The organism is Legionella nautarum, assembly GCF_001467895.1.
In the GTDB taxonomy this organism is placed as follows: domain Bacteria; phylum Pseudomonadota; class Gammaproteobacteria; order Legionellales; family Legionellaceae; genus Tatlockia; species Tatlockia nautarum.
In genome coordinates, this window is sequence record NZ_LNYO01000017.1 from 55,125 (window position 1) to 66,531 (window position 11,407).

Genomic DNA, 11,407 nt, shown 5'->3' on the forward strand with positions numbered 1-11,407 from the left:
GACTAAAGGAATGTACAGTGACGTTTTCGCCACACCAAAAACCCATATTGGTCAGGCGTATGTGGCTTGATTTTTCCAGCTTCCCAGGCCAGGGTGCTGTGGCCCGATGGGTAGCAATGCTTACCATCAGGCACTTGATTCACCATCTCATAGCGATAACGTGATTTAGGAGTTACGGTGTAGTAATGCTCTTTGCAAATTGCCCCAGATTTTGGGCTTGAGTCAGATACTAAAAACTCACGGTGCATTTTGTAATTCATGCGCTCGGTCAACAGCAGTGCAGTTTGCACGGGTGAAACAGAAGCAGTAACATGCCCTGTCATTGGATAGTGAGTTCCTTGACTGCCCGCACACCAAAAAAGGCTATCCAGTGGTTTATTGGTCATAGTGGATGAGAGTGCGTCCGCAGCACACGCACTTGCAGCCACGGGATTACCAAACAATACCGACTCAGGGCTTAACACAAAGCTCATCTCTGAATCCTGCCAGGTCGGATCAAGTTCGGTCAGATAAGCAATATCAAAGTCACCTTTTTGCAAGCAACCCACGGAGGTAATGAGATTCAACCAGTTAATCAATGGATATTTGTACCAGTGCACATGGAAAAATGCACGTTGCTGCCCATTGCCCACCACATGACGACCACCCCTACCCTGCTTTAACCCCAAATTCAATTTAGTACCACCAAGATTTACCAGACAATACGGTGTATCCGTCACATCCGTAAGCGCTATCGGTTCCCAAAATCCAATATTCAAACCAATTCTCACGCCAGTACTTGCAGGACAAACACCTATAGGACTGGATGCATTTTCCGTATCAGGAAGAGACGAATTCACCACCTTTGCATTGCCAATAGACAATGGAAATAAACAACGCCAGCACACATCCGTCACTGGGTTCACAAAATGCCCTGTACATTGCTTGGCATTAAGTGGCGCAAAACCAAGAAAAAGGATCATTAAAATCAATATCCTAAAGCACATCACCATTCTCCTTGATTGCTTGCTCATGAATGACCAGGTGATTTTGGTGACGTGTCACTTTTGCCGGTACATGGGTAATATGAAGCTTATGAGTGATTTTTCCTGCCTGATCGAAATAAATCACCGCATTGAGTTTTTTCTCAGCTGTATTAATTGCACCGCCGGTCAGAATCAATTTAGGGTTCGCGCACTGAGTTTTTTGAAGTACCGCCCAATTCAACTGTGCTTCATCATCGGCATTAAAGAATAACCAACACGGTGTGTAAGAAGGCATGTGTTGCAACGCATTTACATGAGTTCCTTTTGAGTACAAAATTCGACCACTTTCATTAGTTATATCCTGGCTTAAGGTCATTTCTGGCGCGTAATCATGACGCATTGAACGGTTAGTGCGCGGAAGATCCAATGCTTTCGGCCTATTTGCGTGCTCGGCTGCTGTTTGAATCCAGCGTTGATTCATTGCTTCAAGCTCACCACTTGCTTTCAAAGCAGCTAATCGTTCTTCAATAAGCGTTAAAAAGCTCTTTTCCGCAATAGGAAACACTTCACCTACTACACCAAAAGACTTGGCGTGAACCTGCCCCGTTGAAATCGCAAGAAGAATCAAGCAACCAAAAATGTTCACGATTTGTTCCTCATGGCACGGCTCAAATTAATTCGCACCTCATCGGTAATATCAACACCACCGGCTAGAACATCAGACGCCCTTAAAATGATGAGTTTCTTTTGCTGTGCTATATCAAGAAGCACCTTATTCAGTACTTCATTAAATCTTCTGGTAGACTGTTCCACTTGAGATTCAGTCGCTTTTATTTCTGCCAATTGACGAATAAATTGACCTTGAACCACCTCTTTATCAAAAACAACAATCGACTTTTGAAGTGATACACCATAAAAAATGCAAACCACACCAAAAACCGCTAATGCACAACCTAAAACCAGGGAAGTTAATCGCATCATTCTGCCCCATAAGATTGGTGTGCAACGCGCTGTACTGCATCAGACAAGCTAACCCCTTGCTTGGTTAACGATTCAATGAGACTCACCTCCTCCCCTGAGGTGGAAAACAGAACACGTGAAAACGGATCGCAAAAATAACGATGAAAAGTGGTGACATTTCCAAATTGGATCATCAAATTGGAAAACCCTTGAGTTTTCGCCTCACCAAAAGATTCAATAACTTTTACTTCTAATGGATTAAAATGCTTTGGATGCTCATCAACGTATTGTTTGAACCCGCCCTGACGCATAATGATTTTAGTATCAGAGCTTGCAGCAATCGCCCTCCCCTGAATGGTGTTCATCGTATCCACAAGATTTTGTGTAATGACCGCAAACCCGCCCATATGCTTTCTTGCAGTACGAAAACCCTGCTCGATAAAACTGGCACACACAGGATTTGAGCCAAGCGCTAAAAACCGCCAGGCTTCATCAATCACGCAGCGTTTTTCGCGTTTTCTGTCTGAATGATAAAATTGCCCCTGGATAATCACTATCATGACAAACATGACAATGGTCAAAAGCTCAGGGTTGGATTCCAGCTCACCCATTTCCAGAACCACCAAATTGGAACCATTGAGAAGTGGGGTATCGCTGTTAAAGAGGTGGCCGTAAAGACCACGACTTCCATATTTGCCGAGCAAAATCGTCAAATCCTTAAGTCGTTGATCCCCCTGATTCTCTTTCTTCTCCAGCATTCCATTGAGACTTGCTAATACATCATCCATTTTTGCTGTCCTTCCATGCGCTTTCCAGCATTCAGTCACAGCATCTAAAAGCCAGGATTTTTGCACTTCGCTCAAGGCTTCAGACGGGCTTGCCATAATAGCCAACAAGTCCCTGATTTGAATGTAATCATTAACCTTCTCCCCTTTAATCTCAGTGACACCATCGAAATCAAACAGCGTGAAGGGATTAAGTGCTAACGTTGCTGCATTAATATAGCTGCCACCCACCATCTCACATAAATGCTTGTAGGAGCCGCCCAAATCAATAACGAAAATCTGCTGACCTCGCGATAAACCATCTAAAATTTGGGCTTGCTCAAAGAATGACTTTCCAGCACCAGGGCTTGCTACGGTTAGCCGATTAAAGTTGGTAATCGGCAATACTCTGTCATCAAAGGTATTTAAATAAAACAGTTGATGGCGATAAGTAGGAACGATTAATCCCTGTCTTGCCCCTTTAAAATCAGCAATGACAGGCAGCAAATTAGCAACGTTGGTATGGGTTAGTTTTTTGGTCATGCCCAAAAACGCAATACTCGAAAAAAGCCCCTCGGTCAGCATAAAAGGCAAGCTGCTTAAGAACCTTAACCATTGTTTGCAACGACTGATGCTTAAGGTAAAACCCATTTGCCTGAAACTTGCAATCGCTTTAGCGACATGCTCACGTTCGCGGTCGCTAGTTGTATAAAGAATGACATTGTAAAACGTTGGCAATAGATGCAATTCACCTTTGGTTGCATGCTCATGAACAAATTGCCACTCAGCCGCTTCTTCACGAATGGAAGGATTAATAAAACCTTGCACCGCATTGTTGTTGGCACTCAATGATTTAGCGCGAGCCTTAGCTTTCGCCTTCACCTTTTCCTGATTGACTCCTCGAATGGTAAATGAAATTAAAAATGGACATTGAATCCCCTGCTCCGTATCCAAGAGATTCGCAAATAAATCCGGTGTTTGCCATAAAGCAAAGGGTTTGACCGGATAATCAGAGAGCTCACAATTAACCAGTCGTGTTTGCTGGATTGCTCCTTTCAAATCCACCAGTGAGGATTGAATGCATTCATCCCCAATTTCAATTTTACTGGAACGATTAGGTATACTCTCCGAAATAAGCCCTTGGGATTCGTTAATGACTGGCCAGGATAACTCGTTAAAATCAGGGGAAAAAAGAGCGCGCATCAGCACCTTAAAATCATCTTCCTCAAGCCGCTTATACCCAAATCCTGCAACCTTTAATTCAGATTCAAAGTCAGCTTGTAACAGATGAAGCTGCTCTTTGACATCCTGTTGAATAGGTCTTGAAACAAAAAGATAACAACAATAATCACTCAATCCTGCGGGAACATTACGGCCATTTTTATACCCTTTTTTGATGGCATTTAAGTGATATTTAAGGCTCTCACGTGCAAGCTCCGCATAGATACCGCCCTGCTTTAAAATAGGTTCATAATTTTGTGACAATGAGGCGCCAAGCCAGGGATGTTTATACAACAGCACCGTGCAATCAGTCCCTACAGTTAATTTATTTTTAAACAGTTGCGACAAACTGCTCATTAATGACTCGTCCGCACCAGACATCGGGAGAAGCTCTAATCCGAAGCCCATTGAGTTGCGATTAACAAAAAAGCCTCTTTCGTTCACTGTTTCATAGGGCAAAAGGGCTTTTATCGAGGGCAAGTCAAGCGCACACGACTCATGCGCCTTATCATGCGCATGCAGTGAAGCAGGCTTAATGCCTGATGTTTCCCCAAGTAATGTCGCAGCTTGATGCAATAAATTGCGGGCTTTATCACGAAATGCCGCCAAAGTTAAGCCCATGATTGCCCCTCCACTTTTTTCGCAACCCATACGGACTGACCATTGTTTTGCTTGATGACTTTGCCTTCAAAATTTTGGAGATTATTTTCCGCCTTCATCATGCCACGTCTTGGAGACGCTGGTTTTACATCATCAGCGAAGCGGGTCATGGCATCAACCTGCTCGATGGTTAAACAACTATCCCCTGCTGTGGCATTACAACTGAAATTGGAATTCATCGTGCCACAACCCGTTAAAAGGAGCGCCAGCAAAGGCATTAAGGAAAACGTTGGGCGTTTCATCGTAAACCTCCTGTTTCATTGCGGCTTAATGTATTCACCTGATCAATTTTCCCCAAGACTTCTGGAGGAACAGTAAAATTCATCTCAGGATTTTGGTTATCCTCTTGACTTGCTATCAGTTCATGATTTTCTTGCTGTGCTTTAACTTGGTTCATCGCATGTTGACTGTTGTCTTCGTCTGGCTCTAAGTAAAAACCATCTTTAAAAACGATGGTGACCACATTGCCAGAGCCTACCTGAATCACAGGATGATATTGTTCTGCGCGTTTGACGTAGTACTGAGATAACGTGTCAGCCGCTTTGGAAGCACCGCCATAGGCTGCAAAAGGTGCGATTTGACTGCTTGGCACAACTGAAGTTGCACCATATGGTCCAATGGCTTGTACGCTTTGGGCGTATTGTGCAGCACTTGCTATGCCTGATAACGCGCCACTAACACCCGCCCAGGTCATTACTTTGTTGTCCCGCATCAAAGGTTTTCCTTTAATGCCAACCTTGCCATTGAAAAACACCCAGCCTGTTACTTCCTTATCAATAATCGGCTCACCAGGATGAGCGCACGATAGGCGATAGAGCGTTCCGTAAGCACGTTCACTGGAAATATCCCCATACGAATTGGCACTGACGCGGCAGCCTCTTAAGCGTGAGCGCTGCCCGTTAGGTAATGTTCCGTCTTCCAGAAACTTAAACAGCATCACACCATTGTTTTTGGATTGGCCATTCACGGAGGCATCCGCATCTGCCCCGCCTAAAATAACTGCCCGTACTGATGTATTGGACGGTACGTAATGAGCAGGATTTAGATAAAAATTATGGTGCGTTTTGATGATGCGTCGTTTAGGACGAAACGATACCGTGTGAATGCGAGGACTTGCATCGGATAACACCGCACCACCATTCATTACGTTGTTCATCGCATAGGTATTAGGGTTATGCCACAATTGTGGGTTTTGTACTTGGTTTAATTCAGACAAGTTATTTTGCGGCTCTGTACTGATTTGCTTTTCTTGGTGAGCTAAAACCAGCTCTTGTACTTGAGACGTCAATTCTTCTTTTTGCACTTGTAATTCTTTTTGATGTGCCTCACCCATTGATTTAATGTTAAGGGTTAATTCGCTGAGTTGCTTTTTTAATGATTCCAGCTCTGTTTGTTGCGCGGCCATAGCATTATCTGCAACCGCATCGGTAAACGATTCCTCCACAATTCCTGTTAAATCAACTGATTTTTTTATGGCTTGAGTCTTTTTAGGACGACCATCGGCTAATAGCACAATCATCATGGCAACAATAAAAAACAGACAACCTCCAGCCACAATCAACGTGCGCACCTGACGCCCTTTAACTATTTTATTCCATTGCCAGTTAGCCATGACTGACTCCCTGAACGCGATACAGCATGGCTTTTTCGCCAGGTGCTAAGGATGGTTTGGAGAACTTAATCGCGAGCGTTCCTTCTTTGGCAAACCACTCTTGCGCCAATTCCAGGGGCTCTTTACCACCATTGTACAGTTCGATGGTTTCGCCCTTTAAAAGCTTGCCGTCCCAAGAGTCGCGGGGTTTAAGGGTTAATCCTTTTGACCAACGTTCCACTTTGCCAAATTGGCGTTTTATGCTCACATCAGCAAAAGGTTTTTGTTGCTCCATGTGTGTTAGCATGGCAAGAATTGCTTCAGGAACTGCTTCTTGTGTGATTGTTTTGGGATTTGTTTTTGGGGTATTAACTACTGTTTTTGTACCAACAGACTGCGAAGGAACCAATTCAATAGTCTTGCCTAAGGACTCTTCGCCATTTAACGTTACTGAAAAATGACGGCCTGTTTCCGTGGTTAAAAATAACGTAAAAGGATTGCTAGCCGCCAACATCACATAAACTGAGCCGTCCTGCTCATCACGTTTAATGGCCATAGAGTTGGGAGGAAACACTGCTTCCATGATTTTGTCGTTTTTGACCACCAGGCGGTTGTAATTACCCTGACTTAGAGTTAACGCAATATCGCTGTTGTCTTTCACTGGGATACTGGTAGCACCCATTGCAACCGTTGATAGTAACGCCAGCGCGATACTTAATGGTTTACGCATCTTGCTTCTCCTTTAAAAGCGAAAACTGAACTATGGACAGACGGCTGTCTTTATATTGGAACTGCAAAACATAAGTCTTACGCTCATCATTTAATGCTTGAAGCCCTACGAACCGCTTCAAAGTACCGGAAACAACGACCGTTAGTTCCTGTGGGTTGGCTTTATTTTTGTCGATATAAAAAATGGACGACATTTTCTTAGCTTTGATGACCTTAGCCTCATTGGTTAGAACACGTAGCATCGAGGTATAGTTTTGATGCCCAACATAAGACAGCAGGCGCTGATGGTTGGCATCCACTGTTTCGGGTGTGACGTTTAAACGTTCATTAACAAAATTTTCTGCCATAAGGCTCAAGTAATGGCCATCAACACTGGATGCTGATTTCAAATAGGATGGAGCACCACTAAAGGGAGTTACCTCGACGGTATGGTTATTCCATGCTTTAAAAAGAAAACACGACAAAAAGACGTTAGACACCAAAAGACCAAACACTAAAACCACCATCAGATTAAACCGCGCAGATAATTGGCTTAAGCGGCTTTGATAACTTTTAAAATCCATGTTCTCTCCTTAAGCCACGTACACACGGTGGTGCGATAAAGGTAATTTAGGCAAGAAAAATTGGGTGATAGCACTGGGTAAATACCAGTAAGCCAGCACTAAAAGGGCTTTTGGCCCCTCCCCTTTCTTTAAATACCGCAACCCACTTAACAACCCCAACCCAAACATCGATACCAACACTTTTTGATTGGCGATGATGAGCAACATGAAACCAAGTCCTGCCACCACCAGCTCATCCATGGTTAACGTTAAGACCCTTTTTGGCGCATCAATGTGATTTAGGAATTGATAGTTCATGGTGCTCATCCTCTTTTCTCCTTCAAAAAACAAAGGTTTTCAGTAGGAACGCTGGTATAAAAGCAACAGCAGTCACGCCTACAAACACCATAGGATTTTTGCTTTTTACAGCCATAGCCGTTGCTAAAATGATGTCCACCAGAATAAACACTTTCCAAAACATCGAGCCGCTTCCTAGCGAATCTTTGACATCACCTTCTAATGCTTTAGCAAGCAAATCATTAGCAAAAGCACTTTTTGAAAGCAAAGTCACTGCCGCAACAGTAGATAACTCCTTTGAAAGGGCTATTATTTTTTTCAATATTTTCATTACTCTTCCTCTCGTTAGTTCGAATTACTTACATCCATTTGCAACACAATCTTTATCACCTGCCTCTAAACTTTTGGTATCAGCCACAGCATGGGCTAAATATCCGTCAATTTTGTAAGCCATCCTTGCATTAGCTAATGCAACCAAATTTAGGATATAACCCTTACTTGTTTGATTATTTTCATCGCTATTAACCGGATAAATTGATGATTTTTTAATGCCCGAAAGATTGGCATTATCATGCGAATTATTCATCTTTCTTCTCCAACTGCTTTTTATCTTCATTATTAAACTGGGGAACGGCGGCATTTAATTCGGATATTGATCGGTATCTATTGAGGTGATCTTCCAAGCGTATTTTAGCTTCCTGCACTTTCTTTCGATTTGATCTTTTTGCAGACTCCGAAAGAAATCTATTTGACTCCTCCGAAATCTGTATCGTGACAAAGACTTTTTTGTAATTGTTATTTGATTCCAATTTCAACTCCATGAAAAAATGGTGCTTTTTCTTTATGGTTATTCATAAAATTTATCTATAAATAGCCAATGCTTAGAAAATTGATGTAAACTAAAAGTATTATTTAACCATATTACCCTTTATCGGGTACCCTGTAAAGGGTAATATACACTTATGTCAATTATTTCTGAAGAACAGTTAAAACATCGATTTTCATCAAATATGCGCCAGTTGATGGCCACTCGCGCCGTTAGTGAGAATGAACTAAGCAAGACAACAGAGATTAGCCAATCAGCCATTAATAGAATTAAAAATGGACAAGTATGCCCTTCTTTGTATCAAGCTATAGCCATAGCGGAAGCATTAGGAAATAAACTTGAGGATTTTATTGATATTTCGGCAGAAGATATCAAAGAATCAAATTATATTGCTGTAATTAGTACAAGCAATTTGACGGAACCAGATCAAACTAAAGTATTAGGTTTTATTGAAAATGATAACGATTGGAAGAAAAATACAGTTGGCTTCAAAGTTGATAGAAATTTTGATTGTAAGATATTGAACAATGAAAGCATTGTTATTGCTTCCATAGACTCATTATCAACATATCAAGATGGAGATACAGTTCTTTTCCTATTTAATAAAAAATATATGATTGGTACCATGCATCAAGGTTTTATTAAACCAATTGATAACCTACTATTAAAAATAGACGTAAAAAATGCCTCGATGGTCGGCAAAGTTATGAATATAGAAACTAAATATATTAAGGACAAAAATACTGTGGTTTCTATTCTAGAAAAATTTAATTTAGGCACCCTATCAAATCTTATTAGCTCGCTCAGCCAGTCACTCCATTCACATCCTGCTTAGAGTATATATTATTCGATTCATCATAATTTATTTCCCATTTGATAGGCGAGAAATCGGTATTCCAATCGATAATATCGCTTTTTTCTTCTTTTTTGATAATAGTGATTAAAGGTTTTGTAATAATTGAATACACAACTATTTCATATGTAATTTTAGTAAAATAGGACACCAAAATAAATTTCATCATGTATTCCATGGGCCATATTCCATAAAACGACAGGAAACAGAATAGTGTTGTATCCGTTATTTCTGAGATAAGGAGAGATTGGAATATTCGTTTAAATAATGATCGCCCCTTATTCTTTATTTTTAATTTCTGAAAAATAAATGACGATATGAAAAAGGAAACTGAAAATGCAATAGTCGAGGCAACGTATGTTCTAAGCATTCTTGAAAATACGGTTTCAAAATCATGTTGAAATTTCCAAAATGGCGATGGCGGCAAGATAATCACCAAATAGATGCAAATATCAAATAATACCAATGCAGCAATGCAAGACAGTAATATTCTTCGGGCGTTTTGATACCCATAAATATCCGTAATTATATAGTCAAATATGTAACTGAATGGATATAAAAGCATCGCTCCAGTTATTGTGAATCCGCCTATGCTTATTAACTTTGTCGAAAGTACATTGCTTAATAAAATGATGGTAACGAATAAAATCGCTATTAAAACAAGATACTTATATCTTGGTAATGCGTTTGCTAAGCTTAGCTTATTTAAAGTTTTAGATGCGAAAATTGTTCCAATAAGATACCCATCTTTTCCAGAAAAATTATTCATAAAATCAGGATTATCTACAACATCTTCATAGTCCAATGTTGATGGTTTTTTATGACCACCATCTATGAGACTATACAGTAAATTATTATTTACAAAATCGATATTTAACTTATATTTATGCATTTTTTCTTAAGGCTATGTAGTAGTAAGGAGCAAAACTGTATTCATCGATATAATTTATGCCATCTTTTTCACTGCCGAGTGCTAAATGTGTCCCTAAATGCTTAAACCCTATTTGTTCTGCGAGGTGAATTATAAAGTTTTCACTCCAATAATAATCATTAATTTCACAATCTATAGTTAGTAGCTTTATTTTAGCAAGATCACCATCCAAGGAAGGAGCCTTTCCAATTCCTTTAACGGTTAAGTAATTTCGAGTATAAAGATTTTTAGTGCCACTTATAATAATTAAATTCCCATTTTTTTCTAAGGAATTAAAGCATTTCTCCAGCTCTGTTTTTATTTCATCTTCCGTAGATAAGTGAAAAAACATTAAAATTGAAAAGATAGCAGTATATTTTCCATACGGGTATGAAGTATTTTCAGACGTGTTTTCGAAATATATCGAATTATCTTTGAGGCTACTATTTCTCGCATTGTTTAATGCATTTTGATCTATATCACATCCATTTATTTTTTTACAAAAAGCACTTAAAAAATTAGTTGATCTACCAGAACCACAGCCTAAGTCTAAAACATAATCCAGACTTGTATCATATTTTTCAGCAAATTCTTCAACATCTCTAAATGCAAGAAATCCAGTACCAGTGATACTACTCTTTCCATACTTCTTAATTTGTTCATCGCTAAACTTCAACATTTATTAAAATACCTCTTACGGTAATCCCCCCATTTTTAATTGAAGTTAAAAGTAGAGGATTAGGCAACTAGTGCCAATTTTTGCCTAGGAGGAATGCCTCCAATAGCAGTATTTGGACGTTCATTGTTGTACGTCCATAACCATTGTGTGGCATGTAGTTGCACCTCAGCAATACTTTCGAATAAATATTGGCTTAACCAATCATACCGAACAGTGCGATTATACCGTTCAATATAAGCATTTTGCTGTGGATTTCCTGGTTGAATAAAGACCAATCGTATTTGATTTTTATCAGCCCATTGTTCTAGCAACTTACTTATATATTCAGGGCCATAGTACCCTTTGAAGAGGAGTCATAGTTGAGAAACAATCTTTAGGTTAACCCAATGAAAGTAAACTTAAGGAGAATC

15 protein-coding genes and 1 pseudogene are annotated in these 11,407 nt (G+C 40.2%); 1 reads left to right on the top strand and 15 read right to left on the bottom strand.

The window, feature by feature from the left end; genetic code table 11:
• Positions 1-2: 2 nt before the first annotated feature.
• Genes traU through Lnau_RS09600 form a run of 12 tightly spaced genes read right to left on the bottom strand, consistent with a single transcriptional unit; the run spans position 3 to position 8,550 of the window.
• Positions 3-986, bottom strand: a complete 984-nt coding sequence (gene traU / locus Lnau_RS09545; protein WP_058504922.1) for a conjugal transfer pilus assembly protein TraU — start codon at positions 984-986, stop codon at positions 3-5.
• Positions 976-1,611, bottom strand: a complete 636-nt coding sequence (traW, locus tag Lnau_RS09550) for a type-F conjugative transfer system protein TraW (protein WP_058504923.1) — start codon at positions 1,609-1,611, stop codon at positions 976-978. The genes traU and traW overlap by 11 nt, the downstream gene beginning before the upstream one ends.
• Positions 1,608-1,946 (bottom strand): type-F conjugative transfer system protein TrbI, encoded by a 339-nt coding sequence (gene trbI, locus Lnau_RS09555; protein WP_238585960.1) that lies wholly within the window; start codon positions 1,944-1,946, stop codon positions 1,608-1,610. The genes traW and trbI overlap by 4 nt, the downstream gene beginning before the upstream one ends.
• Entirely contained in the window at positions 1,943-4,531 is a 2,589-nt protein-coding gene (gene traC, locus Lnau_RS09560; RefSeq protein ID WP_058504925.1) for a type IV secretion system protein TraC, read from the bottom strand. The genes trbI and traC overlap by 4 nt, the downstream gene beginning before the upstream one ends.
• Positions 4,522-4,812, bottom strand: coding sequence for a TraV family lipoprotein (locus tag Lnau_RS09565; protein WP_035895989.1), 291 nt, complete (start codon positions 4,810-4,812; stop codon positions 4,522-4,524). The genes traC and Lnau_RS09565 overlap by 10 nt, the downstream gene beginning before the upstream one ends.
• A complete protein-coding gene (locus Lnau_RS09570; protein ID WP_058504926.1) occupies positions 4,809-6,182 on the bottom strand; it encodes a TrbI/VirB10 family protein in 1,374 nt (457 codons plus the stop codon). Before Lnau_RS09570 ends, Lnau_RS09565 begins: the two co-directional genes overlap by 4 nt.
• On the bottom strand, positions 6,175-6,891 hold the full coding sequence (gene traK / locus Lnau_RS09575; protein ID WP_058504927.1) for a type-F conjugative transfer system secretin TraK: 717 nt from the start codon (positions 6,889-6,891) through the stop codon (positions 6,175-6,177). The genes Lnau_RS09570 and traK overlap by 8 nt, the downstream gene beginning before the upstream one ends.
• The gene (gene traE, locus Lnau_RS09580; protein WP_058504928.1) at positions 6,884-7,453 is read right to left on the bottom strand and encodes a type IV conjugative transfer system protein TraE; all 570 of its coding nucleotides are present in this window, start codon (positions 7,451-7,453) and stop codon (positions 6,884-6,886) included. Before traE ends, traK begins: the two co-directional genes overlap by 8 nt.
• Before the next feature lie 9 nt (positions 7,454-7,462).
• Positions 7,463-7,759 carry a type IV conjugative transfer system protein TraL gene (gene traL, locus Lnau_RS09585; protein ID WP_058504929.1) on the bottom strand — a complete coding sequence of 99 codons (297 nt, stop codon included), beginning with the start codon at positions 7,757-7,759 and terminating at the stop codon, positions 7,463-7,465.
• 13 nt (positions 7,760-7,772) lie between these two features.
• On the bottom strand, positions 7,773-8,060 hold the full coding sequence (locus Lnau_RS09590; RefSeq protein WP_058504930.1) for a hypothetical protein: 288 nt from the start codon (positions 8,058-8,060) through the stop codon (positions 7,773-7,775).
• Between the two features lie 24 nt (positions 8,061-8,084).
• Positions 8,085-8,315 (bottom strand): hypothetical protein, encoded by a 231-nt coding sequence (locus tag Lnau_RS09595; protein ID WP_058504931.1) that lies wholly within the window; start codon positions 8,313-8,315, stop codon positions 8,085-8,087.
• Entirely contained in the window at positions 8,308-8,550 is a 243-nt protein-coding gene (locus tag Lnau_RS09600) for a TraY domain-containing protein (RefSeq protein WP_058504932.1), read from the bottom strand. Before Lnau_RS09600 ends, Lnau_RS09595 begins: the two co-directional genes overlap by 8 nt.
• Positions 8,551-8,691: 141 nt before the next feature.
• Here Lnau_RS09600 and Lnau_RS09605 point away from each other — a divergent pair, with 141 nt between their 5' ends.
• Positions 8,692-9,390, top strand: a complete 699-nt coding sequence (locus tag Lnau_RS09605; protein ID WP_058504933.1) for a helix-turn-helix domain-containing protein — start codon at positions 8,692-8,694, stop codon at positions 9,388-9,390.
• On the opposite strand, the gene Lnau_RS09610 is transcribed toward Lnau_RS09605, so the two are convergent.
• The 3 genes and pseudogenes from Lnau_RS09610 to Lnau_RS09620 all read right to left on the bottom strand — a co-directional run.
• Positions 9,359-10,300, bottom strand: coding sequence for a queuosine precursor transporter (locus Lnau_RS09610; protein WP_058504934.1), 942 nt, complete (start codon positions 10,298-10,300; stop codon positions 9,359-9,361). The genes Lnau_RS09605 and Lnau_RS09610 overlap by 32 nt on opposite strands.
• Positions 10,293-10,997 (bottom strand): class I SAM-dependent methyltransferase, encoded by a 705-nt coding sequence (locus Lnau_RS09615; RefSeq protein ID WP_058504935.1) that lies wholly within the window; start codon positions 10,995-10,997, stop codon positions 10,293-10,295. Before Lnau_RS09615 ends, Lnau_RS09610 begins: the two co-directional genes overlap by 8 nt.
• Positions 10,998-11,056: 59 nt before the next feature.
• A pseudogene (locus Lnau_RS09620) lies at positions 11,057-11,329 on the bottom strand (integrase core domain-containing protein); the annotation flags it as partial.
• Positions 11,330-11,407: the final 78 nt, after the last annotated feature.

Coding starts and splice junctions, on each gene's coding strand:
- traU (WP_058504922.1), bottom strand. CDS start 986: ATGTGCTTTAGGATATTGATTTTAATGATCCTTTTTCTTGGTTTTGCG.
- trbI (WP_238585960.1), bottom strand. CDS start 1,946: ATGATGCGATTAACTTCCCTGGTTTTAGGTTGTGCATTAGCGGTTTTT.
- traC (WP_058504925.1), bottom strand. CDS start 4,531: ATGGGCTTAACTTTGGCGGCATTTCGTGATAAAGCCCGCAATTTATTG.
- Lnau_RS09565 (WP_035895989.1), bottom strand. CDS start 4,812: ATGAAACGCCCAACGTTTTCCTTAATGCCTTTGCTGGCGCTCCTTTTA.
- Lnau_RS09570 (WP_058504926.1), bottom strand. CDS start 6,182: ATGGCTAACTGGCAATGGAATAAAATAGTTAAAGGGCGTCAGGTGCGC.
- traK (WP_058504927.1), bottom strand. CDS start 6,891: ATGCGTAAACCATTAAGTATCGCGCTGGCGTTACTATCAACGGTTGCA.
- traE (WP_058504928.1), bottom strand. CDS start 7,453: ATGGATTTTAAAAGTTATCAAAGCCGCTTAAGCCAATTATCTGCGCGG.
- traL (WP_058504929.1), bottom strand. CDS start 7,759: ATGAGCACCATGAACTATCAATTCCTAAATCACATTGATGCGCCAAAA.
- Lnau_RS09590 (WP_058504930.1), bottom strand. CDS start 8,060: ATGAAAATATTGAAAAAAATAATAGCCCTTTCAAAGGAGTTATCTACT.
- Lnau_RS09595 (WP_058504931.1), bottom strand. CDS start 8,315: ATGAATAATTCGCATGATAATGCCAATCTTTCGGGCATTAAAAAATCA.
- Lnau_RS09600 (WP_058504932.1), bottom strand. CDS start 8,550: ATGGAGTTGAAATTGGAATCAAATAACAATTACAAAAAAGTCTTTGTC.
- Lnau_RS09605 (WP_058504933.1), top strand. CDS start 8,692: ATGTCAATTATTTCTGAAGAACAGTTAAAACATCGATTTTCATCAAAT.
- Lnau_RS09610 (WP_058504934.1), bottom strand. CDS start 10,300: ATGCATAAATATAAGTTAAATATCGATTTTGTAAATAATAATTTACTG.
- Lnau_RS09615 (WP_058504935.1), bottom strand. CDS start 10,997: ATGTTGAAGTTTAGCGATGAACAAATTAAGAAGTATGGAAAGAGTAGT.